27 protein-coding genes, 1 pseudogene and 1 other annotated feature are annotated in these 25,810 nt (G+C 31.6%); of the genes and pseudogenes, 4 read left to right on the plus strand and 24 right to left on the minus strand.

Annotation, left to right across the window (positions count from 1 at the left end):
* Positions 1-150 precede the first annotated feature (150 nt).
* Positions 151-1,071, plus strand: a complete 921-nt coding sequence (locus ACWJKE_RS10020; RefSeq protein ID WP_462953234.1) for a polysaccharide deacetylase family protein — start codon at positions 151-153, stop codon at positions 1,069-1,071.
* 28 nt (positions 1,072-1,099) lie between these two features.
* Here the strand turns inward: ACWJKE_RS10020 and ACWJKE_RS10025 are convergent, their stop codons facing one another.
* From ACWJKE_RS10025 to ACWJKE_RS10045, 5 genes and pseudogenes are all read right to left on the minus strand, one after another.
* Positions 1,100-2,578 (minus strand): hypothetical protein, encoded by a 1,479-nt coding sequence (locus ACWJKE_RS10025; RefSeq protein WP_462953235.1) that lies wholly within the window; start codon positions 2,576-2,578, stop codon positions 1,100-1,102.
* Between the two features lie 38 nt (positions 2,579-2,616).
* Positions 2,617-4,002, minus strand: a complete 1,386-nt coding sequence (locus ACWJKE_RS10030) for a HAMP domain-containing sensor histidine kinase (RefSeq protein ID WP_216303223.1) — start codon at positions 4,000-4,002, stop codon at positions 2,617-2,619.
* A gap of 4 nt (positions 4,003-4,006) precedes the next feature.
* Positions 4,007-4,696, minus strand: a complete 690-nt coding sequence (locus ACWJKE_RS10035) for a response regulator transcription factor (protein ID WP_165413305.1) — start codon at positions 4,694-4,696, stop codon at positions 4,007-4,009.
* Between the two features lie 525 nt (positions 4,697-5,221).
* Positions 5,222-6,212 (minus strand): annotated as a pseudogene (locus tag ACWJKE_RS10040) (hypothetical protein).
* 464 nt (positions 6,213-6,676) lie between these two features.
* Positions 6,677-8,107, minus strand: a complete 1,431-nt coding sequence (locus ACWJKE_RS10045) for an amino acid permease (RefSeq protein WP_462952607.1) — start codon at positions 8,105-8,107, stop codon at positions 6,677-6,679.
* Between the two features lie 383 nt (positions 8,108-8,490).
* Here ACWJKE_RS10045 and murI point away from each other — a divergent pair, with 383 nt between their 5' ends.
* Positions 8,491-9,297: a glutamate racemase gene (gene murI / locus ACWJKE_RS10050; protein WP_216303226.1), complete on the plus strand. Its 807-nt coding sequence runs from the start codon at positions 8,491-8,493 to the stop codon at positions 9,295-9,297.
* 60 nt (positions 9,298-9,357) lie between these two features.
* On the opposite strand, the gene ACWJKE_RS10055 is transcribed toward murI, so the two are convergent.
* The 9 genes from ACWJKE_RS10055 to ACWJKE_RS10095 all read right to left on the minus strand — a co-directional run bounded on the left by ACWJKE_RS10055 (position 9,358) and on the right by ACWJKE_RS10095 (position 14,462).
* Positions 9,358-9,585 carry a hypothetical protein gene (locus ACWJKE_RS10055; RefSeq protein ID WP_165413301.1) on the minus strand — a complete coding sequence of 76 codons (228 nt, stop codon included), beginning with the start codon at positions 9,583-9,585 and terminating at the stop codon, positions 9,358-9,360.
* 171 nt (positions 9,586-9,756) lie between these two features.
* A complete protein-coding gene (locus tag ACWJKE_RS10060) occupies positions 9,757-10,602 on the minus strand; it encodes a DUF1186 domain-containing protein (protein WP_216303227.1) in 846 nt (281 codons plus the stop codon).
* 279 nt (positions 10,603-10,881) lie between these two features.
* Positions 10,882-11,016 (minus strand): cyclic lactone autoinducer peptide, encoded by a 135-nt coding sequence (locus ACWJKE_RS10065; RefSeq protein WP_216303228.1) that lies wholly within the window; start codon positions 11,014-11,016, stop codon positions 10,882-10,884.
* A 20-nt stretch (positions 11,017-11,036) separates the two neighbouring features.
* Positions 11,037-11,678, minus strand: coding sequence for an accessory gene regulator ArgB-like protein (locus ACWJKE_RS10070; RefSeq protein WP_165413298.1), 642 nt, complete (start codon positions 11,676-11,678; stop codon positions 11,037-11,039).
* Positions 11,662-12,147: a hypothetical protein gene (locus ACWJKE_RS10075; protein WP_216303229.1), complete on the minus strand. Its 486-nt coding sequence runs from the start codon at positions 12,145-12,147 to the stop codon at positions 11,662-11,664. The genes ACWJKE_RS10070 and ACWJKE_RS10075 overlap by 17 nt, the downstream gene beginning before the upstream one ends.
* A 108-nt stretch (positions 12,148-12,255) precedes the next feature.
* Positions 12,256-12,828, minus strand: coding sequence for a DUF5317 family protein (locus tag ACWJKE_RS10080; protein ID WP_216303230.1), 573 nt, complete (start codon positions 12,826-12,828; stop codon positions 12,256-12,258).
* A gap of 50 nt (positions 12,829-12,878) precedes the next feature.
* Positions 12,879-13,523 carry a pyrophosphatase PpaX gene (ppaX, locus tag ACWJKE_RS10085; RefSeq protein WP_216303231.1) on the minus strand — a complete coding sequence of 215 codons (645 nt, stop codon included), beginning with the start codon at positions 13,521-13,523 and terminating at the stop codon, positions 12,879-12,881.
* 201 nt (positions 13,524-13,724) lie between these two features.
* On the minus strand, positions 13,725-13,931 hold the full coding sequence (locus ACWJKE_RS10090) for a helix-turn-helix domain-containing protein (protein ID WP_165413294.1): 207 nt from the start codon (positions 13,929-13,931) through the stop codon (positions 13,725-13,727).
* 36 nt (positions 13,932-13,967) lie between these two features.
* Positions 13,968-14,462, minus strand: a complete 495-nt coding sequence (locus ACWJKE_RS10095) for a DUF2975 domain-containing protein (protein WP_216303232.1) — start codon at positions 14,460-14,462, stop codon at positions 13,968-13,970.
* 527 nt (positions 14,463-14,989) lie between these two features.
* Between ACWJKE_RS10095 and ACWJKE_RS10100 the strand changes: the two genes are divergently transcribed.
* Positions 14,990-16,438, plus strand: a complete 1,449-nt coding sequence (locus ACWJKE_RS10100; RefSeq protein WP_216303836.1) for a DEAD/DEAH box helicase — start codon at positions 14,990-14,992, stop codon at positions 16,436-16,438.
* Positions 16,439-16,673: 235 nt separating this feature from the next.
* Here ACWJKE_RS10100 and ACWJKE_RS10105 read toward each other — a convergent pair whose 3' ends face one another.
* From ACWJKE_RS10105 to ACWJKE_RS10140, 8 genes are all read right to left on the minus strand, one after another.
* The gene (locus tag ACWJKE_RS10105; protein ID WP_258280576.1) at positions 16,674-16,808 is read right to left on the minus strand and encodes a hypothetical protein; all 135 of its coding nucleotides are present in this window, start codon (positions 16,806-16,808) and stop codon (positions 16,674-16,676) included.
* A gap of 82 nt (positions 16,809-16,890) precedes the next feature.
* Positions 16,891-16,949 (minus strand) — a sequence feature (sodium ion sensor (DUF1646 type); this cis-regulatory element may regulate processes involved in with the transportation of sodium ions).
* Between the two features lie 178 nt (positions 16,950-17,127).
* The gene (locus tag ACWJKE_RS10110; protein ID WP_216303878.1) at positions 17,128-17,235 is read right to left on the minus strand and encodes an oleate hydratase; all 108 of its coding nucleotides are present in this window, start codon (positions 17,233-17,235) and stop codon (positions 17,128-17,130) included.
* A gap of 87 nt (positions 17,236-17,322) precedes the next feature.
* Positions 17,323-17,580: a hypothetical protein gene (locus ACWJKE_RS10115; protein WP_220286776.1), complete on the minus strand. Its 258-nt coding sequence runs from the start codon at positions 17,578-17,580 to the stop codon at positions 17,323-17,325.
* Between the two features lie 142 nt (positions 17,581-17,722).
* Complete coding sequence (locus ACWJKE_RS10120; protein WP_216303838.1) at positions 17,723-18,388, minus strand: ABC transporter ATP-binding protein; 666 nt, start codon at positions 18,386-18,388, stop codon at positions 17,723-17,725.
* A gap of 10 nt (positions 18,389-18,398) precedes the next feature.
* Positions 18,399-19,772: an ABC transporter permease gene (locus ACWJKE_RS10125; RefSeq protein ID WP_216303839.1), complete on the minus strand. Its 1,374-nt coding sequence runs from the start codon at positions 19,770-19,772 to the stop codon at positions 18,399-18,401.
* A gap of 108 nt (positions 19,773-19,880) precedes the next feature.
* Positions 19,881-20,981, minus strand: a complete 1,101-nt coding sequence (locus ACWJKE_RS10130) for a sensor histidine kinase (RefSeq protein WP_216303840.1) — start codon at positions 20,979-20,981, stop codon at positions 19,881-19,883.
* Positions 20,963-21,595, minus strand: coding sequence for a response regulator transcription factor (locus ACWJKE_RS10135; protein ID WP_253198250.1), 633 nt, complete (start codon positions 21,593-21,595; stop codon positions 20,963-20,965). Before ACWJKE_RS10135 ends, ACWJKE_RS10130 begins: the two co-directional genes overlap by 19 nt.
* A 562-nt stretch (positions 21,596-22,157) precedes the next feature.
* On the minus strand, positions 22,158-22,529 hold the full coding sequence (locus tag ACWJKE_RS10140; RefSeq protein ID WP_220286778.1) for an ATP-binding cassette domain-containing protein: 372 nt from the start codon (positions 22,527-22,529) through the stop codon (positions 22,158-22,160).
* Between the two features lie 739 nt (positions 22,530-23,268).
* On the opposite strand from ACWJKE_RS10140, the gene ACWJKE_RS10145 reads away from it, so the two are divergent.
* On the plus strand, positions 23,269-23,466 hold the full coding sequence (locus ACWJKE_RS10145) for a cold shock domain-containing protein (RefSeq protein WP_165413285.1): 198 nt from the start codon (positions 23,269-23,271) through the stop codon (positions 23,464-23,466).
* A 91-nt stretch (positions 23,467-23,557) separates the two neighbouring features.
* Here ACWJKE_RS10145 and ACWJKE_RS10150 read toward each other — a convergent pair whose 3' ends face one another.
* Positions 23,558-24,037, minus strand: coding sequence for a DUF6143 family protein (locus tag ACWJKE_RS10150; RefSeq protein ID WP_462958766.1), 480 nt, complete (start codon positions 24,035-24,037; stop codon positions 23,558-23,560).
* 52 nt (positions 24,038-24,089) lie between these two features.
* Complete coding sequence (gene ltrA, locus ACWJKE_RS10155; RefSeq protein WP_220287628.1) at positions 24,090-25,334, minus strand: group II intron reverse transcriptase/maturase; 1,245 nt, start codon at positions 25,332-25,334, stop codon at positions 24,090-24,092.
* Between the last annotated feature and the right edge of the window lie 476 nt (positions 25,335-25,810).

Consider the following 25,810-nt stretch of genomic DNA (forward strand, 5'->3'; position numbering starts at 1 on the left):
ATTAGAATAAGTAGTATTATAAATGTATAGATACGACAACATTTTACATATGAGATGATAATATTGCAAATTTTGGACAAGTTGTATTTAATTGTAATTTTATTCAGTGTTTATTATTTGCAAATAAGCTGTTAAGGAAGTGTTAAATAAGTGTTAAATATTAATGAAACAAAGAGACTTAATAAAAGAACTATAAAAATAAATTTATTATCTGGCTGCATTTTTTTAATTTTAATAGGTGCTCTCATAATAGGTAAAAATTTTCTTAAAGAAGAAGTTAAAGCTGAACCAGTTACTGCTACAAATAATAATGCATTACAGCATAATAATGAAACCATCAATAAACCACCAAAAAATTATACCGTAAATAAAGAAGGACAAAAGTACATTTATGATGCTACAAAGGTAAATGCCATAGTAAATTACAAAGAAAAAAATGATGGTAAGAAGATAGCATTTCTTACCTTTGATGATGGTCCATCTACCACTGTAACCCCCCAAATACTAGATATTCTAAAAGAGTATGACGTTAAAGCAACATTTTTTTTGATTGGAGAAAATGTAGAAGAGAATGAAAAAAGTAAAGAACTTGTAAAGCGTGAATTTAATGAAGGACATGCAATAGGCAATCACACTTATTGTCATAGCCTGAATGTGTTGTTTCCTAACAACAAAATTAATATACCTGTTTTCATGAATGATGTGAAAAAAACCGAGGACGCTTTAAAAAATATTCTTGGCCAGGATTTTAATACAAATATTTTAAGGGTGCCAGGAGGATATATGTCCAGGACATATTATAAAGATCCAACTTTACCAGAGTTTGATACAATATTAAAGAAAAAAAACATGGTCAGTATAGATTGGAATGCTCAAATTAAAGATGCGGAAGGTAAGCGCAATAAAAGTCCCGAAGAGTTCCTTAGCATATTAAAGGAAGAGGTTGGAACAAAAGAAAAAGTAATTATATTGATGCATGATACTTATGGTAAAATAGGAACTGCTAATGCATTACCTCAAATTATAGAATATTTAAAGGGTCAAGGATATGAATTTAAAACAATAAAATAAGTGCTAACGCGACTAGTCGCGTTAGCACTTATTTTACTTTTTTTTGCCAATCATCCACATAACTACCCGTAGCCCAATGGGCCATTACTGGCAGCTCTCCTGATTTAAACTTCAAAGTTAATGATTTTTCTCCAAGGTTATATCCTTTTATAGTAAAAACCATTAATTCTGTATTGGTTAGAACAACAACAAAGTCTCTATTAGGTGAGGAATAAGCATCCACTGCACTAGGAACCTTTGTTTTTATTACGTTAAAAGAAGGAAATAAATTATCATATGTAGTTAATGATTTAGGTGTAGCATAAGGAATATCAAAATCTATAAATGAATTCTTACTATTTATTTTCGTTTCCATTCTTCCCCTTAGTATCCATCGTCCACTCCTTCTTATTACACCCCAATTAGTATCCACTTTTTTTAGATTTTCATCTTTAATGTTTTTAGGTGCGTTTAAAAGTGTACCTGCCAAAGTAGACTTTTCTATTTCCCTTCCCAGTATGCTTGTAAGTTTTATGGATTCTCCCAATAGATTATCCATAGGAAGAATTTTAAGCTGATTATTAGTGTATTTATTTTCTGAATAATTATTATTTACATCCTCTAAAGTATCAATTGAAACATAATTGCTACCTACAAATTTAATAGCCATACTACCTTCCGTTTTGGTATACTTTATTTGTTTTGAATTTGTATTTATCGGTTTAGTCGGATTAATTGGATTAATTGGATAAGACCAAAGTACATCCTTAGCATCTCCATTTTCTATTTTCTTACTTATCCCTACCTTCCAAAATCCATCTTGCCTTGGAAGTAGCAAATCTTTAGTTTCCACAATGGGTAGAATTTTATCATTTACCGAACTAATCATTAAGGTTTTATATAAATATTTGCTAAGCCCATCTTCCGCTTTAGGGTTTTCATACCTTAGTCCAAGTAATAATCCTGACTTAGATCTTATTTCTTTTTCTGCCTTACTGATTAAAATTTTTGTGTTATCTTCTTTATCTTTATCATATGAATGCGTAGTACTAGAATCTTTTACTTTATGAAAATATAATAAAATGCCCTCATAATTTTTTATTAAAGTTACCTCATCCAACTTTATGTATTCATCGTAAAAAATATTATTGGAGTTAATGGTTATAATTTGCACATCATCATTTTGTATTCCTAAACTTTTAGCACTTATTTTTACAGTATTCCAAAAATAGTTTTTAGTATTCACGGACTTAACTTTATATTGAGGATTATTAGAAATGTCACCATTAAAGTCAACTGTATCTTCACTAAAATAAGCACTCTTTCCAATTAATTCTTTTGCCTTTTTATCATCTATTGTAGCTCCACCAATAGAAACATATTTTTCTACTGTCCAGCTTCCTCCTATAGGAGACACCTTGAGTTTTTTATGTAATCCCTGAGAGTTTAAATTTAATCCTACATACTGACTCCATATAAAAATTATAATAGAAAATAAAACAAAAAATAAACATAACGCCTTTTTCACTGCGAGCCACCTCTTATATATTTAAATTTTATTATTTCTTATGCCAACGGTAAGAATATTCTAACATCTGTACCCATGCCGTGTTCACTTGAAATCTCAAGTTTACCATTGTGCATTTCTACGATTTCTTTACAAAGAGAAAGTCCTATTCCATTTTGTGACATACTTGTTCTGCCTTTGAAAAATTTTTCTGTGACTTTAGGCAAATCCGCCGGTGAAATTCCTATTCCATCGTCCTTTATAATAATGCAAATATTATTACCGGCAATGCATGCTTCGAGTGTTACATTGCCCCCTTTTTTTGTAAAATTAAAGGCGTTATCTAAAACGTTAATAATAACTTGATTCACCCTTTTTTCATCTGCAAAAACTGGAGATAAAGCTTCTTGTATTTTAACAGTAAAATTAATATTGTGACGTATTGACTTGGGCATAAACTGTTTTTCTATATAGGCTATAATGCTTTGAATATTTACATATTCTTTTGTAAGTGGTACTTTTCCAGATATAAATTTAGAAAAGTCCAACAGTTCTTCCACCATTCCTGTAAGTTTATCGCTTTCCTTTTCTATGATGCTAAGTCCATCTAGGATTTCTTCCTTATCTTCTAAACTACCAGAACTAATAGTTGCAGCCCAACCTTTTATAGATGTCAACGGAGTTCTAAGTTCATGAGAAACCGACGCAATAAATTCATTTTTCAACTTTTGATTTTTTTCAATTTCTTCAGCCATAAAATTAAATGTATCGGATAGTTCTCCAATCTCATCATTTCTTATTTTTTCTAGTCTTTCATTGAAGTTTCCAGACGCAAATTTCTTAGCTAGGTTTTTTATTTCCTCTAAGGGTTCCACAATAGTATTAGATATAAATATACTAGAAACACCAGAAATCACAATTACAAGAGCCCCAACTCCTAAGAAAAGAAATGTTATTTTACGAATCAGTGCATCTACCTCAGATAATGAAGTAACAAAACGCAGTACACCCTCTATTTTATTAGAGGATTTTAAGGGGTATGAAACGTACATAAAATTTTCTTTTGTATACTTATCTTTCTTAGTAAAGGTTCCAAGTCCCCCCATCAATGCCTTTTTTACATCATCATCTTCAATAGGTTTCTCATTAAAATTACCAATTGAATCCATTAGCATCATTCCTGAGTTATCAATAATTTGGACCTCAGCAGAGGTGTTTTTCCAAAAAATATCAGCATTATTCTCCACATTTTCCTTTAAACTTGATGAAGAAAAATAATTATTATAAAAATCAACAGACCCCTTAATTTGGCTCGAAAGCAAAGACTCCATGTTTTTGTAGTAATATTTCTCTATAGAAACCGTAAGAAAAACTTCTAAGGTAATTACCGTAAAAAAAATCACTAATAGATAACTCCAAACAAGTCTGGCTTTTATTCCTCTCAAAATATCACCTCTTTTTCCATCTATATCCAACGCCCCATACTGTTTCTATATATTTGGGCTTAGAAGGAGTATCTTCAATTTTTTCTCTAAGACGTCGTATGTTAACATCTACAATTTTAGAGTCTCCAAAGTATTCATAATTCCATACTAAGTTTAATAAATCATCTCTACTAAAAGCTTTTTCCTCATTTTCCATGAAGGCCTTCAGAATCAAGTATTCTTTAGGAGTTAAATCTAGAAGCTGGCGATTTTTATATACCTTCATTGAAACAGTATCTATGATGAAGCACCCAGATATTAATCGCTCAGGATTTTTCTCTTCACTATGACTCATTCGTCTAAGTAGAGAATTTGCTCTGGCAATAAGTTCTAAAGGATTAAATGGTTTTACCATATAATCATCAGCACCATACTCAAGGCCCATTATTTTATCCATATCTTGTCCTCTAGCAGTAAGCATGATAATACCCAAATTCGGAAAATCCGCCCTTAACAATTCACAGGTTTTAAACCCATCCATACCAGGAAGTGTTATATCTAAGATTATTAAATCTGGTCGCTCCTGGTGGACTTTTTCTAAACCTTCCTCTCCAGATACAGCTTCAAGCACTAAAAAGTTATTTCTTTGGAAATTAATTTTAATAAACCCTCTAATAGATTCCTCATCTTCTATAATGAGCACTTTTTTTTCCATAATTTCACCTCTTACAATGAAAGCAATATTCTACTACAATCTGCTTTACATATTATTAGCTTTAATTATAACATAATGCAGCTATGAAATATTATAAGTAATAATATTCTAATTGCTTTGTAATGCTCCTCCATCGCAATCTTTTTTGCTGTGATTTTTGGACTAGATCATCTTATGCTTCGCTCTGCAATCGGATCAGCCTTAGCATTATTTAGATTTATTACAATTAAAACAAACTGGTTCAACTCAAAACAGTTTATACGTCAAAAATAGAGTAACCCTATAATAATTAAGAACTAAACCACTTAAAACGGCGGTACTTGCCTGCGCACATTTCTAGAAATTTAGTTCTTTTCTTAAAATTAACTCCTAACTTTGAAAAAGCGAAACATTTAGAATTTAAGGTAGATGTATAATGTGCTCTGAAAAAAGCACTTAATCATATTAAGTGCTTTTGTTTAAATTATTTAATTTTTCTTAATAATGACCATGAAGTATTGGACTAGGCAAAGAATTTTAGAGTTTCTACTCTTTTATTATATATGGTACAGTAAGCACTGCTACATTTCTATTTTTATATAGCATACTCTTTATAAAATATGCTGTTTGGTTATGAAGTAAATTATGCCACCACTTAGTAATGACATATTGTGATATTACAACTGTCACAGTTTCTCCATGTTTTGAAGCACGTTCTTCAGATTCTATAAAATTCATTAATGGTTTCATTATGTCTCTATAGGAGGAATGTTTTATTATTAATGGAATCCCAGGATTATACTCTTCCCATTTTCTTTCTAATTTTTCAGTAGCTTCAGCATCAGTTGATACATGAAATGCAACTACATTTTGTGATAGGCATCTAGCACAGTTTAATGCCTTTAAAAATGATTTATTTAATGCTCCTACAAGTATTATTACATGTTGTTGGTTATTCGTTGTCACTCCTTCATTAGGTCTTTGTTCTAATGATAATTTAAGTTGTTGCGCTATCTTATTATAATGTTGCTTAATCTTAACCATAAGATAAACAAGTAAAGGTATTACAATACAAACTATCCAGGCTCCGTGGAAAAACTTTGTTATACCTATGAGTATTACTGTAATAAAAGTTACAACTGCACCTAATCCATTTATAAATTCCTTATGTTTCCATCCCAGAGTTCTACTTCTTTTCCACTTTAAGAACATTCCAACCTTTTGTACCAAGATTATCCTTTGCGACTATATATGATCCACCACCACATGGGTAGCTATCAATAGTTTGCCTATAAGAAAAAACAAGTATAAATAATAGTACGACAATACACAACGCAGCATAAAACATATATCTATATGCTATAATACCTATAACACTAATTAACACAATTAAAATTTCTTCCCCTGCATATGCAACTGAAGAAACGGCATCACTAGATAATATAGGAAGTCCCCAAAAAACATTTAATTTTTCTCCTTCTAATTCTTCTGTTTTTAGTGTCTTACCTATTAGTAGTTCTCTTAATTTTGAAAACATAATTACACCTCTATTATAGAATTTTTCATTACTATATTTATTTATTTATTTATTATATAGTATTGATTCAAAGACTTCAATTTTGTATTCTTTCATTTAAGCTAAAATAAAAACAAATCCCCGACTAAATTGACAAAACTATAACATTTTAATCCCCATCCGCTTATATGCTTACTATATATACGTTTTAGATGGAATCGTAATTGTTTCAATATTACATCTTATTAGTCTATATTTAAATTCCTAAAAATATTCTAACTTATTTTTAAATCTTCTATGTTTCCACATAGAACAATAATTTCATTGCATCCCCCCCCCCTCTTTAATTAAATTAGCTTGAATTAGAAAGAGGTATAGCAAAATCCTGCTATACCTCTTTCTTTGTAACTCCTATATATAATCCTTAAAAAATAGGATGTCCGTTTAAACAAATGTCCTATTATAATTTTTATTTCATTAGCAAATTATCTTTTAATATCACTCTTAGTAAATATTTTTGTTAAATATGTTATAAAAAATCCAAAAATTATAAATCCTACTGGCCCACCATAATTCTTTAATATTGGAACTATTGCTTCTTTGAAACTTGTAGCTCCTGCAATATCTCCCCAGCCAGCGCCAAAGAATGCTAATACACCTAATACGAAAACAATAGTTGAAGATGTAACTACAGCCGCTTTTGATTTTAACATTACAAATGGAGGTACATTACCTTTAAGCCTAAATACTAAATATGCAGCTGCAAGAACAATATAAGGTATTGCAAGACATAAACCGGATAATGTAGTTAATGTGTTAAAAAAAGTATCTATTGAATTCAATCCTATTAGTGGTACTATTATTAATGCTGATAAGATTCCACATTGAACCCAAAGTGCATTAACTAGTGTTCCATCTTCACGTTTCTTAGTTAAAAATTTAGGAAAGGTGCCACTCGGAACCTCTGAGAACATAGCCCTAATTGGGGATTCTAACCAAACCACAAATGCGGCTATAGACGATACAGTTAAAATAAAAGCATATATTTGAACAAATATTTTACCATTTAAACCCCAGGATTCTGCTAATATCTTATAAACAACATAACCTGCATCCTTAACACCAGCTTTGGTTATTAATTCAGGTGATGCAACTAAGCATATTGCAAGTGATCCTAGTACATATGCTCCAGCTATAAATGTAGTTGCTATAAGAACAGCCTTTGGGAAAACTTTTTTAGGATTTGCAACATCTTTAATATAAGTCCCTGCCACCTCAGCCCCTGCAACAGCGAGAATCAGCCACGAGAAAGTTGAAAAATAGTCAGCATCAAACTTGGGAATAAGTGTTGTTTTTGTGAAAGTTGTAGCTGATGGTTGCTTACCAACTAATGCTCCAACAACTGCAAATAATATAAATATAACTGTAACTGCTAAAGTTAGTTTTCCACCTAAATCACTGATTTTCGAGAATCTTTTAACTCCAGTTGTAGCTATATACGTTAATACCACTGCTAGTCCCAATCCTATCCAAGGTAACAAATATGCATTGGCATCGTTAAATCTATTTTCACCAAAAAGAGTCCATGATACCATGACTGGTATTCTGGCAAAAACCATTTGCAAATAGAATAAATTAGCAACAAAGTATGACCAGGTACCTATAAACGCCCATCTTGGACCAATTGAACATTCTATCCAGGTGTATAAACCTCCTTCTTTGTCTTTATTAGAAGAAGCTAACTCTGCTATCATTATTGATAAAGGTAGAAAGAATAATAGAGCAACTATAAGCCATGATGGAATAGCTGCCGGTCCGAGTGCCACTGCATTTGAAGCAATATTCCCAAATCCAAATGTTGGAACAAAAATTAACATTACCAAAGTCCATAAGCCAAGTTTTTTTGTATCATTCATAATTTACCTCCCTAATTTTAGAGGTTAGTGCAATCACTAGCCTTGCTTTATACAATTATACCAATATTAGTAACCTATAATCAACTACTACTTTCACTTATAAACCAATTGTTTGATTTTATTGTAAAAAATGCACCTCTATAGTCCTCAAAATACGATAATAGCAGCCATAATGGCCTCTGTCTTAGTCTTAGTCTTATAAATCATAATGTAATTCTTTACGCTAAATAAACTTTATGTTATATTTACTTTAGTTTAACATGTTCATTAACGGTACATAGATACCCTACATATATATAAATAAGAAAAACAATTAACTCAAATATGGGGAATATTTTTAATATTTTTCCAGAAAGACAAATTTAATTTTAAGGGGTGATATCGTGATAAATAATAATAGGTCTATAGGAGTTATTGATTCAGGAATAGGAGGTTTATCAGTTGTTAAAGAACTTCAACTTCTCCTGCCTTATGAGAATATAATGTATTTTGGAGATAATAAAAATGTACCATACGGGAACAAAACAGTAGGCGAGATTACGGGTTTAACAAAACGTATGATTGATTTTCTAATTAGTAAAAACGTAAAGGTGATAGCAATTGCTTGTAATACAATATCCAGTATAATAGAACTATTTAGTATGGATTATGACATTAAAATAATTGGTATTATTAATCCTGTTATTGATACTATAAGTAAAAGTACAGACAAAGATGCTGTTGGTTTAATAGCTACATGTTTTACAGTAAATACTCATTGTTATAATAAAGCTTTATTAAAAGTTAATAGTAAAATACAAATTATATCAGAAGGGAGTGCAGAACTAGCAGAAATCATTGATAGTTCCGATTATAAATCTGAGGCTGTAAAGTGTATAGTAAAAAATCATATCGGAACTATTATTACTAAAGAAAATGTTGATACTATTATTTTAGGATGCACTCATTACCCACTAATAATGGATATATTTAAGGAATGTTATCCCAATATAAACTTTATAAATCCTGCTTTACAACAATGTGCTGAGTTAAAGCAGTATTTACAAGAAAATAATATTATTAATAATGATAAGACTAACGGTTCATTTGAGATTTATACAACAGGCGATATTAAAAAGTATGAAAAAGGTGTGGATTTATTAGCACTAAGAAATCCTGACAATATCATAAAATATATTGAAGAGAATTAATTATATAATAGAAAATAAAACAGGCAAGTTCCTTAGGATCTTGCCTGTTTTTAATGTACCTTATAAAAAATTTGAAATTTTATAACTTCCATCACTGTTATCTTCACTCTCATCCTTCTTTGTTCTCACCTTACTCACACTTTCTAATGACTCAATATCAGAATGTTTTTTAAGAACTCGATCTTTTATACTATGACTTTCTGCTATATTATTTAGCACCGCTATCGCATTATCTTTTTGGTTTTTATCACGATCTTCATTATAATGTATATTATTATTGTGTGACATAAAAAAACCTCCTCTTTTTTTTAAATTTCATACTCTTATTTTAGGCTTTTTACCTTGTTGTAATACTATGAAATTCTTGGGATTTATATGAACTTGATAATGAAATAATGGTTATTGCTAAAAAAATTATAACCTAAAAAAACCCGTAGAAATCAATCTACGGGTTATCCTCTATTTTTTTCTTTGCTTTTTTTTTGTAGCTTTTACCTGCTTTTTTTTATTTTTATTTTTATTCATCTTGTTAATTCCTAGCATATATTGCGACTTAGACTCAATACTCTCTCTAGGAAAACATCTCCAACACCCTAACTCTTCTATAGTATCCTTAAGAAATGAATACCCTTCCTCTTTTAACTTTGGAAATTTTTCTTTATCATGGATTTTAATAGCCCCATCCACTTCTTCTAAAGAAATGCACTCCTCATCTATTAGTCCATCTTTATAAGCCTTTTTTATGTGTTCATATAATTCACTAGGACCCGCTTCACAAGAATCATATATAAGTTCATTCCAAACTTGTGAAAATTCCCGTTCAAGTTTCTCTTCAAATAAACTTTTGTAATATTCAATAACTTCACTTTGTGATATAACTCCTTCGCCCAGAAGTACAATAAAGGATTTAATCGCAGCACTTCTAACATATTCATTAACACTGCTATCTTCTACTAATCTTTTTATTGGATCCATATCGCTTCCACAAACTGATGCTAAAATTTTGTGTAAATCCTCTGTAAGAAAATCACCAAAAATATCGTCTGAAATTTCATTTGGTAAACTAATTAAATCTATAATCGGCTCAATACTTTGCTTTTCTTTAAACTGTGCTAACAAGAAAATGGCATATATATGCGCAAAATAATTAGGTTTTTCTAAAATCTCTCCATAATTTTCTTTGGCATTTTTTAATACCTCAAGTAATTCAGGTATGAACTCTTCTTTGCGGTTTATTATTTCCTTTAATTGTGCTTCTGGAAATTTCCCATTATTATATTCAATTTCTTTAAGTAATTCATTCATAAAATAAAACTCCTTCTTCATTTGATTCGCTACTAATGTATTATCTTATAATTTCTTTATAATATCAATGCTTTTTATATTTTCAAGGTCTCTCTATCACCAAGTACATTTTCACTTCCCCTAATAACTTGGATAAAGGCATCAGCAATCTCTTTATCGAACTGATTACCGCTAGATCTACTAATCTCATCAATAGCGTCTTTATAAATTTTGCTTTTATTGTAAGGTCTGCACTACGAAAAAAATAATGAGGTCAGTAAAACTGACCTCATTTCTTTATTATTTTTCTCTTAGACATTTTGGTTCTACAGGCTGATAAGTAAACCACCAGCATGCTGAAGAAGCTACAGAAGCCGCCACAAATGTAGTTACCACTGCAATTAAAGTGAATAGGTGTTTATTTATTTTCTTCATACTAATTTTACCTCCTTTTCTTAATATTTATGATTTAAAAAGGTATCTACTTTACCTATTAATAAGTGTGCTGGAGCTGTAAGCGTAAATGCTTGCCATAAGATGCCTGAATATATGCATAGAGCATAAAAAAGTAGATTTATTCCACCACTATTTATATACAACAGGATAATAAATACTGAAATGATTAAATAAACACTTAAAAGTATTGTAGATCCTTTTTTCATCCGCTTTCTTTTTTCTTCTTTTACTATAGGCTTTGAGGCACTGTCCACTGGGGCTAATTTGTAAATTATGTAATAGGACCATATAAAAATCAATGTTCCTATTATTATAATTAATTTTAAATTAACCACTGAGCTCATTAAAAGCGATATTAATACCGCTTCTCCTACACATACAATTGTTCCTATGAAAGTGCAAATTCCTGGTGAACTTGCATGAACTCCTCCAGAATATTTTCTAAGAATACTTGCTGTAAAGGAAATTATTAGAGCTTCAAACGCTACATGAAACAACAATCCAAATAAAAATACAATAATTATAGAAATAAACATCTGCATTAAAGCAAAAGTGCCATAGGCAATTACCTCTCTATTATCCTCATCAAGGGATAATTCTAATGCTACTTTATTAGCAATATTATCAGATAATTTCTCCATTTATTACCTCGCTCATCTTTTTTCTTCTAGCAACATATAAATAATATGTGGATACTATAATTGCAAAAACCAACAATGATGGAATTCCATATAATGTTTTTAATAAAGGTTCGCTTAACACATACATAAGATCTGCTTTAAAGATATTATCAATTATAAAAACATTAATTCCCTCACAAATAAGTTCCAGAACTACTGTCATTATGCCTGCTTTTATGGATTTAATTATGCTAATTTTATTTATATTAACCGTTAATACAATAATTACTATAATATTAAGAATAGCATGTACTCCATATTGAATTGGTAGTAATCTTATTAAATAAACTGCTATAATAAAAATAATACTTGATATTATATATCTTTTTATATTAATAACAGTCTTTGAAAATACATATACTGCGAAAAAAATTAGAAATCCTTCCGGCAGACCTCTAAATAAAAACTCTAACAACGTTATTTTCAACATATTTTACTTCTCCCCTAACACCCTTCTAAAATATCTATGTATATATTGCCAATTATATCATTAATATTACAAAATAGGATATAATTCTTAATACAATTCAATAAAACTTCAGATACTACTAGTGCAACCCTCAGACTTCATTATCTCTGTTTCATTAATGATCTTTATGGTATTGAATATAATAATAAAGGCAAAAACTCTTATACATATATCTCCAATACTCATAACGCTATAACCCACATCAATTATATCTGTTAAAAACTTCAACTTAGTTACTTCACTCCCCATAATATGTATGTCATTGACTTTCATAAAAGAATCTGGTTTTGCATAACCAGTTAAGTATGCTAAAGTTGGAAATACTGGCATCTTCCCATTATTAGCTGCTATAGCAGTATTATTCAAAGCAGTTCCAATAAAAATAAATATTGACCCTATAATTGCACTAACATTAAGCTTATATTTAATAATCAAAATCAAAAACGTTAAAAGATAAAAATAATGAAAAGTGCTAGCATACTTTATAAATGCATAATTACCATGAAATAGCATTACCTCTAAAATTACATATATTAGTACAAATGCTAATACAGGATATACTGCCCATGTCTTAAAAAGTGGTCTTACTTTGTACCCTTTTATTTTTGCAATAAAAAGAGCTAGAAGTATGGATTCAATCATATATATTCCTCACATTCAAAATCTCAATATTAAATCTATTTCTCTTTAAATTATACTACTTTTTCAACCAATCTCATAAATTCTTCCATGCTGTTTACAACATAATCGGGCTCATACTTAAGAATCATGTCCATAGGCAGTGCGCTCCACCCAACAACCACGGATGTAATTTTTGCATTTTTGGCACATAAAACATCAAATGGACTATCCCCCACAAAGATGGTCTCCTCTGGCTTCCCTTTCAATTCCTTTAAAGCCATAAGTGCTGGGGTAGGATCTGGCTTATGTTGGTCTGTATCGTCTGCCCCTATAATGCTTTCAAAATAATCCATTAATCCGAAATGTTTTAATCCTTTAATGGCCGAATCATTTAAACGGGAAGTAACGATTCCAAGATTATATCCTTGTCTATGGAGCTCTATTATTCCTTCCCTTACGCCCTTGTGGATTGTAATCAACTTTTCGAAGTTACCGGTTTGAAATCTACGATAGGTTTTAATGGCTTCTTCACTGTCATCACCAAATTCCCTATCTAATGTAATTTTTAAAATTTCTCCAAAGTTTTTAATAATCTCCTCTTTATCTACTTGCTTGTTCAAGTGCATTTTATAAGTATGCTGAAAAGATTGTATAATTAGTTCATTTGTATCTAACAAAGTCCCATCCAAATCAAACAAAATATTTCGAATTGCCATAAAAATCTCCCCCTTATCTACAATAACGGAGTTACTCCGCTAATTTCATTCTACCAAAATAACAAGCATTTTAAAAGAAAAATAAAACTATCTCTCCATATATTTGTATTAAAGTAAATTATATTTAAACGACAAAAAACCACTGAAATATATGTATATTTCAGTAGTTACCTTCGATAGCTTTCACTAAGTTTTTTGTTACTATTCTTCTCTGTATTCTAAAATATCTCCTGGCTGACACTGAAGCTCACTACATATAGCCTCAAGGGTAGAGAATCTTATTGCCTTTGCTTTATTGGTTTTTAATATAGACAAATTCGAATTTGTAATTCCCACTCTGTTTGCCAGTTCAGATAAAGAAATTTTTCTTTTGGCCATCATTACATCTAAATTCACTATTATTGCCATGTATTTCACCTCAATTTGTTTATATAACGCAAATATCTATACCGTAAAATCATTTTCTTCTTTAACTTCAATCGCCTGTTTAAAAACCTTAGAAAGAACTAATGTAAAACAACCTGCAAAGAAAAAAATTATAAACTCAATGTCTGTGTGAATCCCTTTAGCATCAATTTCTATTAACTTTAAATTTAAATATTGATTGTTAATAAAAAAATTGAGCACATAACAAGCAGCAATTATAAAACATGAAGCAGCAACAATTTTTAAACTTTCAACATTCTTCCATACAAAAGGGTTTGCTTTAACTAATGAATTCATAATGCACCTAAGATAATACATTATACAAAGTAATGCAAAACCACCTAGGACGAATAGAACGCAGGTGATAATATTTTTAAAGTTAAGTAAGTTTACTTGCTCCGCCACCAATGCTTTTCTAAGTATTAATAAATACACAATAAACCCTATAACAATTAAACCATCTAGCATTAACTTTAGTAGGGATGATAAAGAAGTTTTTCCATAATATTTCATAAAAATTTCCTCCATAACTTGTACTTTTATTTTTTTAAATTAAATGCTACTTTATATTAACAAGTAAGTATAAATCAATGTTATTAATTTCAACAATTTATGTTGTTTGCTTTTTATCTCCAGATTCTTAAATGATATAAAATTGTAATTTAACTTATATGAACTTTAAAACAATATTATCACATTAGTTTTTTTTTTACAATGCAAATTCACTGTTTATCAATGAATTTATATTGCAAAACATTAGTACCCTGCTATTATCGATAATAGCTGGTATGAAGTCATTACTTCCAATTAAATTTAGCTGTTTTCAATGTTTTCCTGTTTCGGTGGTAATATTTACGTTGAAATACATGGGTGTGATATAATAAAAAAGTTAGTGTGTATATTGGTGATCCCAATGTAATGATAGGGACAATGTACCTATCTGCAATAAATAAAAAAACGGAGAATCCTTGTATGTGGAGCATAAAAAAATATAATCCTAACAATAATAGTAATAGAATTATAAGGAAAGAGATGATCAAATGATAAATGCAAATTTCAACGATTGTAAGTTAAGCAGTGAGTTATTAAAAGCAATTAACATGTTAAATTTCAAGAATTTCACAGAAGTCCAAAAGCAGGTTATACCAGCGGTAATCGCGCAAAAGGATGTAGTAGTAAAGTCCCAAACCGGAAGTGGGAAGACTGCCGCATATGCCATTCCTATTTGCCAATTAGTAGATTGGGAAGAAAATAAACCCCAAGCATTAGTGCTTACACCAACAAGAGAGCTTGCTATTCAAGTCAAAGAAGATATTTTTAATATAGGTAGATTTAAAAGACTTAAAGTATCTGCAATTTATGGAAAGTCTCCTTTCTATGATCAAAAAAAGGAACTTAAACAAAAAACACATGTAGTAGTTGGCACACCTGGTCGTATTATTGATCATTTAGAAAAAGGTACATTTGATACATCAAATGTAAAGTATCTTGTAATAGATGAAGCTGATGAAATGCTTAATATGGGATTTGTAGATCAGATAGAAACAATAATAGGTGGCTTATCAAAAGAACGTGTGACTATGTTATTGTCAGCCACAATGCCCAAAGATATAGAGACTTTATGTAACAACTACATGAAAGATCCTATATACATAGAAATAGAGGACCAAAATAAATTAAAAAGTAATATATGTCAAGAAAGATATAACGTAGATGAACTAGATAAAATAGACCTTTTAAGAGATATAACCATAGTAGAAAACCCTGATAGCTGTATAATATTCTGCAATACAAAACTAAAAGTAGATGCAGTTTATAATAAACTGGCAAATCTCGAGTATACTTGTAAAAAAATACATGGTGGAATGGAACAAATTGATAGATTAAGAGTAATGAATGATTTTAAAAAAGGTTATTTTAGATATCTAGTGGCTACAGATGTTGCAGCTAGAGGCATAGACATAGATAGCATTAGCCTTGTAGTTAATTATGATATACCGGGCGACAAAGAAAGCTATGTCCATAGGATAGGAAGAACTGGACGCATAGGAAAGACAGGCCATGCAATTACCTTTGTAACCAGAAACGAAAGCAGATTTTTAAATGATATACATCAATATATTGGCAAAGAGATTATTTTAAACGAAAGACCTTCAACCGAAACCGTAAGTAATGCCAAAGAAGAATTTGCGAGAAAAATGAATACAAGACCTGAAGTTAAAGAAGCAAAAGGCGCCGAGCTAAGCAAAGAAATTATGAAATTACATATTAACGCAGGTAAGAAAACAAAGATGAGAGCAATGGATATTGTAGGTACACTTTGCAGTATTAACGGCATGACAAAAGATGATATAGGAATCATCAATATAATTGATATATCTACTTTTGTAGAAATATTAAATAATAAAGGTGAGTTGGTATTTAAGGAATTACAAGAAACACCTATCAAAGGTAGACTTCGCAGCGTAAGTAAAGTGATATATGAATAGAAAAGTAGCTATCAGTTAAGATGTTAGTAGTAGGGGTAAGGCTTCTTTTGTTCCCCTGCTACTAGTTTTTTTGTATAATAATTAACAACTTTGTTACTATTCTTATCTGTATTCTTAAACATCGCCCGGATGACAAATAATAAAGAGGTGTTTCCATAATATTTCATAAAGATCCCATCCATAACTAATTTCTTTAATAAGGTCCTGTTTGCCACTTAAAAAATGAATCTACTTTTTATTTATTTTTTTGTTGTTCTTCTTTTTCTCTTCTTTCTTTTTCAACTTTTGGAAAAAAAATAAAATTAATATAAACAAATCCTATAATTAATATTCCAACAGTAACAATTACAATCATATCTTGAGAATTCATATCATTGCCTCCTTGTATTAGTATCTATAAATAATTTTTAATGTTTATTAATCAAAAAATAAAAAGGCGGGACTCAAATAAGAGTTTCCCGCCCTAGAAACAAAATTCTCGGAATCAAACTAAGCTTCAGTTTGTCCAACCGCTAAAAAACATTAAAATATATTTTTCTATATAGTATATAATACTACATAGTTTAAATTAATTCAATTTCTAAATAAAAAATCCTTTTCTTTGTAAAAAAGAGTAAACTTCATAAAATAACTGGTGTATTTATTTTGTGTGAGATTAAAAGGGAGTTATAGGCTTTTAACTTAAAAGCCTATAACTCCCTAATGTTATTTAAATTATTTTGCAAAGATTTAAGTGCATCATCTTCTATTTCACAGAACTGTCCAAGTAATGCTAAATTAGTTGAACCTTCTGGAATAACTTAATAGATGTTTTAAGAATATGAGTGAACTACTCCATGACTGGTTATTTACCGCTTACGGACAAAACACTTTTAAGGATTATATTATTTATCGTTATCCTTGAGCCAATCCTTAAAATCCTCATCCTTTATTTCATCATCTTTAGAAATGTTGGATGGTGAAGGGGTTACTTGATTCTCAACGTTAAGCTTTGTTTCCGTATCGGATGAATTCTTTTGCAATATCCACCCCAGCGTAAATATAATAACTGCAAACAACACATATTGTGCACAGTTTGCCATGTAGAAGTTTACGATATCATACTCGTTTCCTTTTAGCTCCAACTTTCCCTGTGCAATCATCGTAGAAATTTGGTCTTGGCAGTGGATCACTGCCCAAGTCGTATAAAGCACAAGTAAAACGGCAAATACATATAAAATGATACTAAAAATCGGAATTTTCTTTTTACCCCTGTTTCATTTACTCCCTTTCTATGAATTATCACTATTTAATTAAAAGCAATTTTCCACCATTTATTCCCCAAACCTCGTCTGCACTGGATGTGACTTTTTTGGAATGGGTGACGATGATAACGCACTTTCCCTCATTATGGGCAAGTGACGTTAAAATCTTCAAAACTTCCGCTTCAGTCTCACTATCCAGATTTCCTGTGGGTTCGTCGGCAATAATGACATCAGGATTGTGCGACAATGCGCGGGCAATGCCGACACGTTGCTGCTCTCCGCCGGAAAGCCTTAAAATTTTGCGATCTGCTGTTTCTTTGTCAATTTCAACCTTCTCTAAAAGCGCATATGCAAACGCTTTTTTATCTTTTTCTTTACTGCCGCTTATATTCATGGAAAGAACGATGTTTTCCATGGCTGTCGCATTAGTAATCAAATTGAAACCCTGAAAAATAACGCCGATGCTTTTTGACCTGTATTCGTCACGGTCCAATATTTTAAGACTTGTACCACCATACAATATTTCTCCACCCGCACAGACATCTAGTCCGCAAACAAGAGATAACAATGTTGATTTTCCCGAACCGGATTTCCCAACAATAGTATATACTTTCCCAGCTTCAAACGTCGCAGTGACGTTTTTGAAAACTGATTTCTTACTGCCTTCATATTGATACGACACATCTTTTAATGTTAATACACTCATTTTAACCCTCCTAATTCCTTTCCATCAATATCTTGATAGGTTCGTATTTCGTAATCTTGCTGGTACTTACAATGCTTGAAGCTGATGCAAGTAGCAGGGCAATAAGCGATATTTTCCAAAGAGAGTCCAGACTCAAATGAGCACCTAGTTCACTGACTGGTTTATCATTACTGGTATCTGAATCTGAGCCAAACGACATCATTTTATCAGCGCCAGCTGAAGCATTTTCTGCCGCTGTTATCTGATTTTTAAGTAAGGCGTTTGCTATAGGTTGTGATGATACACTTCCTATACCAAGCCCTATTACAAGGCATATTGTGGTAATTATCAGTGATTCAGTTATAAATCCCGCCGCTACCTTGCCTTTTTTCATTCCCATTGCACGAAGAACTCCGACTTCATATTTACGTTCTCTTACTGAGATGGAAGAAAGTAAAACAAGAATGAGCATTCCCAATATTAGGACAACAATCATAAATGTCATGGATATGCTTTTTAAACCTTCCACAGGTCCGACTACTTTGTCATAGCCTGCATCGTCTGCACTTACCACAAAAGTGTCAGCAAGTCCTTTTGTACGCAATTCAGCTTCAAACTTAGGCAATAAATCAGGGTTTTTTAGATAATATGACGCATTAATCATAACTCCTTCATCTTTCGCATTAATTATCGTATTAAACGTGGTAAGAATCTCATTACGTCTATTTGCCCAACTAGAGTGTATCGGCATTCCTCCGAACTCATCTGTTGTATCGAAATACAATCCTGTTACAGTTAATTTAATGCTTTTTCCATTACCTTTGACAGTAATACTATCACCAACAGAAATATTATTAAGCTTTGCAAATTCTTTGCTCAAAATACATTCATTTTCAGCTTTATAAATTCTGCCGTCTATTATCTTTCTTTTTCCATCCTTAAATTCTTCAAGATTATCAATATCTGATTCGCCTTTAAGCTTCATTGTTGGAATTTGTACTTCTTTACCTGAACCATTTGATGAAATGGACCCTCCTTCCCCTTCTTCTTTCCTAGCTTTCTCATCTTCATCTTGACCTATTCCCTTTAGTTTCTCACTACTAGTTTGTATTTCTGCGGATAACTTACTTTCTTTAATATAATCAGATTTAGCAAATGATAAATATTGATCAGCAGTTAATCTGCCCCCCCGCTTACCGCTTTCCATAATTTTGTCAATATCAGGCGCTATACTAACCTTTGCGCCGAATTCAGATTTGTAATTGTCAATAATTTCACTTGTTGCGTTGTTTATTATCAATGATACCACTGTCGTAATTATGATGATAAGGATAATAATACCCATAAGAATATTTCGTCCCTTGTTTCTGCCTACGTTTTTTATTGCATTTTGAAAAATGTACATTGCTTTGCCTCCTTGAATTAATTTGTTAGATTTCACAAAGTGGTTCATCTGAAGATTTCTTTTTAGACGAATTCACTTTGGAACAATTTCATTTTAGCAAATCTAATGTTAATCTAACGTTAAGGCCTCAGGTAAAATCATAAAAAAGGTTGTGCCACGCACATCCCGGTTTTCCACCCAACAAATACCACCACAAAGCTCACAGACATGCCTCACAATACTTAATCCAATGCCATATCCATTTCTTTTGAGCTTGCCTACTCTATACTGGTAATCAAATAATTTTTCCTGTTCCTCTTCATCAATACCTTCTCCTTCATCGGAAACAGTAATAATGATGCTACCTTTTTTGTTTTCAACTGAAACCTGTATTTCTCCACTACCACCGTACTTAATAGCATTTGAGACAAGGTTAGAGACCGCGCGGCTAATCCATAGTTCACGTCCATACACCAAATTGTTAGCATAATCGTCAAAATTAAAATCAACCTGCGGGTAAATTTTTCTGTATTCGTCACATACATCCGCACACACTAAAGCAACGTCTACAATTTCAGTTTCCCCACTGTCTTTTGTTGCGGAGAGGGTCAAAACATCGTTCAAACTATCGGTGAGTTTATCCACCTCAGCCGTATAATCCGAGTTTTCCGAAAGCTGTAGTTTTGCCCGAAGTAATGCAAGAATGTTTTTTTGCTCGTGTGTCACATAGGAGCTTAGACGGACATAATCAAGTGCATAAGCCGCCAATCTGTCCTTTATTTTCTGATATTCTTTTACAACAGCTGGGTGTTGGTCTGGTAACGAATTTTCTTCGCCAATATTACAAAGCTGCTTTGCAAGCAATAGCGCCTGCTCCTCGTTTTGCCTTCTTAGTATTTTGGATAAGATAATTGTTCCAACAATGAACATTCCTATAATGCATATAATAAGAATCGGTATGTTTTTAAGCAACGCACTTATATAATAATTTTCCAAATTAGTTTTTGTAACAACAGAAGTGTACTTGTCATTAAAAGGTATTTCCATACTTTCGCCCTGCATAGAATAAGCAATGTTTTTCTCGTTTGCAACAAATAAATGTTTTGGCAAATTTGATTTTGGAACAGATATTGTGCTAACAAAAATATAGAAAACAAGAATTAAAAGTGCTGTTACCGCACCGGAATAATAAAGAAGAAGCCAATTAATTTTCATTGTTTTTTTTCGCATAACTGATACCCCTTCCCTTTAATCGTAATCAGCAATCCTTCTCCGCCTTTCCGAGTCAGCTTCTTGCGCAAATTTGCAATGTGAACGCGTAAAACGGACGAAAAAGGGTCATAAAACTCATCATACACATGTTCTACAATATCTTCACTTGATACAATATCCGGGCTTCTACTTGCCAGATATTCCAATATGTCAAATTCCTTTGCCGACAGTACTGTTTCAAATTGACCCACAAACACCTTGCGCGTATTTGGATAAACCTTAATTTTTCCAAGATCGATTTCATTTTTCGTGCGTCCATAAAAACGCCTAACAACGGCCTGTATTCTCGCTTCAAGCTCTACAAAGTCAAATGGTTTGATGATATAATCATCAGCACCACTATTAAGTCCTAACGCCCTTTGTTGAACTTCATCCCGCGCTGAAACTATAATAATCGGTGTGTGGATATTGTTTTCACGTAAAAAGGACAAAATTTCTATCCCGTCTTTATCCGGAAGATTAAGGTCAAGCAAAATTGTGTCATAACTATTTGCAAAGGCTTTTTCTTCACCTTCAAATCCTGTGTTCGCGACATCGGCAGTAAACCCATTTTTTTCAAGTCCGATTTTCATTACATATGACAATTCTTTGTCATCCTCTATGATAAGTAGACGCATTTTTAATCACCTCTCAAACTATCCTGTAGTACCGTACCCTCGAAAACTCTCAAGCCATTGATATTCCTTAATTTGTTTTTACATAAAAATCATCACGTCACAATTTCGTGACTGTGTTTATGAACTTAAAAATATCAATGACTTATCTCCCTAATTTAAATTATTTTCACCAGCTTATGATTTTTCATATAATTCCAACTCGATTTATCTTTTAAATAGTATTAACCCTATTATAGACCTAAGTACTGATTTCCATGCTATTTCAACTAAATCATAATCATTGTCTCTAAAAGCGTTTATTGTAAATTATAATTTTTTGACTGAACTCTATTATACATTATCCAATGTTAATTCCGTGTTAATGCAAAATCTTGCTCCTGTTTAAATGTAGATGCAATTATGTACCTAAGATATTAAGAGAGTTTGGAATGGGATATTTTGAAGGGAAAGCACCTTAATAAAAATACAATAGTAGGTAGAATATATTTATTAATTTTGGTGCTAATATTAAATAACCCTATAAATTTTCTAAACCCACTAATTGAATAGTTTTTGATAACGAGTCTTTATCCACATTTCTAAGTTTTGCATAAAACTTTAAACACTGCAAACATGTTAAACTTGGATAGAAAATGGGCACCTCAATGATGGCACCAACTTCTTTAATGTATTTTAAAAATTCTTGCTCCACATCAAAATTATAGAGCTTTATTTTTCCTTGAGTAATACTAGATAAACCTACCATTAGCTTCATCAAGGTGGTTTTACCTGCACCATTTGGGGCAACCAAACCCACAATTTCATTTTTATTTAATTCGAAATTGATATTTTTTAAGATTTCCTTATTGCTTATATTTTTGCGAACATTTTCACATTCTAAAATACCCATAATGTCACTTCCTTCATTTCTGTTTGATGACTTTATAGGACCAAACTTTTGGCCCTATATTATCCAAGTCTTCCCAAGTGAAACTTAGTTCTTCATGAAAAAACTTATTTTTACGATGAGTCTTAAAAAATTAACGTTTATGAAAACTATATAGCATCTCCTATGCATCAAAAAAAGCATCCACATAGGATGCTTTTTAAATATATTTTATCCACAATTCTTGAACAAACATGTTACCTTCTATGCTTGTATTTAAGAATGCATTATGATATTTTTTATCTATAATCTGTTTTGCGCTGTACAGACCTAGTCCTCGTCTTTTCCATTTGTGGAATAGCCTTCTTCATATATCTTATGAATCTTAGGTTCCTGTCCAATAAAATCATTTCAATAACTACGGTCACATAATTATCTTTATAACTTTATTAGTTATCTACATATATAGTAGCATATTTTACTGACCCTTTTCATCTAAAAATCCTTTTAAAATTGATTTTCTTTCATTTTAATCCTCCTAATCTACAATTAATTTTATGCTAAATATAAAACAATTAGTTAATATAACTTGCTTTTTATAATAAACTATGATAACATAAGAATTGACTTAAATGAATAGTAATTAATGTAGCACATATATATTTCAATTGGTACTTTTAAATATAGTATTTTAATATCGAAATTTTATTAGTGAGCTATTACAAAGCATTTAAGAAAATAAAATTTCGGAGGTATACATTATATGAATGGTACAGTTAAATGGTTTAATGGAGAAAAAGGATTTGGTTTTATTACAGGAGAAGACGGAGTAGATGTTTTCGCACATTTTTCTCAAATAAATTCAGATGGTTACAAATCACTTGATGAAGGTCAAAGAGTTTCTTTTGACATCGTTAAAGGACCTAAAGGACCACAAGCAGAAAACATTTCAGTTTTATAATTAAAAAAAGACCATTAAATAGTTATACTATTTAATGGTCTTTTTTTATTTGTATGATTTACAACGTACGTATTTGTAGCTTAGAAAAGTGTTAATTATTACATTTGTTACTTATGCTTTCTTCCCACCAACCAAAAGCTATCCTACCTTCTGTTAAAACTTCTGGTGTTTCTGGATTTGATAGAAATATTAAGAAATTACCACCTTCGCCAATAATTATTTTACCATTTTCACTTTCCACCAATGTTGTTTCAGGCTGGGCACGTCTTACAAAAGCTTTGATTCCACCAGTTGGCTCACCTATAACATTAGATGCGTATTCTAATTTCACCTTTGCTCTAGGTTGTGGTTTGACACTTAAATTTGTAGGCGTTACAAGTGCATACTTAACATCTGACTCAGGAGGAGTTGCGTTAAACCAAAACTGTGCACGGAAAGCTGACTCTGCAACATCAGTTACAGTCCAAACATTCACATGTAAAATAACACCTGAATTAATTGGATTGTATAATCTTGCCGAGGCACTTGTACCTTTCCCAAATACTAAGTAAGTAAACCAAGGGAACTTCACCCTTAGTTTCTCTCAGAACCGTACGTGAACCTCTCAGCTCATACGGCTCCCATCATTCAGTCGTTGGTAATATTCCCATTTTCCAGTGTGCAAACAAATTTATATCTCTTTTCGCAATACTTCCCAACCAATATTCTGCTCTTCGTTTATGTTTTCGTTTCTTATACTTTCTTCGAACCCATTTTACTAAAGCATTATTGATATATCTTAATACTGAATACATTCCCGTTTTATAGAAATGTGTATAATAGTTAATCCACCCCTGTATCTTTTTATTAAACATACTTGATATATCCCACAAGTCTTTATCTACCTTCAACTGTACTCTCCAACTTCTTACTTCTTTCCTAATTCTTTTCTTTGCATTATCTGCTATCGCTGGTAAGAAACTTGTAAAATACTTTCCATATTTACTTTTTGCGCCTCTAGGCTTAAATGTATACCCTAGAAAGTCAAATGATATATTTGGATAATCTCCCTTTCTATCATCATCTTTACAGTATACAATCTTTGTTTTATCAAGGTTCAGTTGCAATCCGTATTCTTCGAACCTTTCTTGCAACCGTCTTTGTAGATATTTAGCCTGTTTTAGGGATACACAGTGTGCTATTCCATCATCTGCGTATCTTGCCCACGGAATTGTTTTGAATTCTTTTGTTATAAAATCATCAAACACATAATGTAAAAACAGATTCGCAAGTACTGGACTTATGACACCCCCTTGCGGAGTTCCAGAAATTCTTGGCACTAGTTTTCCCGTTTCCATTTGAAATGGTGCAGTTAACCACCTTTGAATATATAGAATAATCCATTCTTCATTTGTATGTTTCTTTACCATTTTAATTAAAATGTTATGTTTGATATTATCAAATAGTCCCTTTATATCAAATTCAAGGACCCAATCTTTCCTCCAACACCTTTTTCTTGTAACATCAAGTGCCTGTATTGCAGATTTATTAGGTCTATATCCGTAGGAATCCTCATAAAACATAGTCTCTACTTCTGGTTCAAAGTATAGTTTAACTAGCATTTGTGCAATTCTATCCTCAACAGTCGGTATCCCTAGTAATCTAGTTCCTCCACTTTTCTTTGGAATTGCAACTGCTTTTACAGGTTGTGGAAAGTAACTTCCTGATGACATCCTATTCCAGATTTTATATAGATTATTTTTCAAGTTCTTTTCAAAATCTTCAATTGACTGTCCATCAACTCCATATGTTCCCTTGTTTGCTTTCACCTTTTCGTAAGCTGTAACTACAGCTCTTTTAGAAATATTAAACGGCTTTGTTTCTGTCATAAGCTCCTCCTCCTTTTCAAAGTTGACTTATTTCTGAAACTGAATAACTTGAAGTCCTTCGCTCCACTTCCATTACAGAAGTTTCTTCACTACTACGACCCAATCTGCCCCTATGCTTGCATCGATACTCTTTTCTCACAGTTCTTCTGCTTGAAATACTCTCTTAACATCAAGCCGTAGGTTCCCACGTTCCATACAAATGCCCATACTAAAGTCATGCCACCTTTATGCCGCCCACCGCCTAGCCAGTAAACAGGTTTCCTCTAGGCTTATCCCAAGTTAACGACTACCCCCTGGTTTTGATGGAGTCTCTACGCTTTCGACATTTTCGTAAGTGATTCACATGCTCGTTCATCTCTTTAGTACATACTTGACAGATTTACCTCTGCCTTTTCCTTAACGCTAAGCACCATAACTTTTGATTACAGCACCTTAAGGTAGTTTGAAATCTCCACCTGCATGGCGATTTCGGAGGA

Source organism: Clostridium sp. CM036, assembly GCF_055081135.1.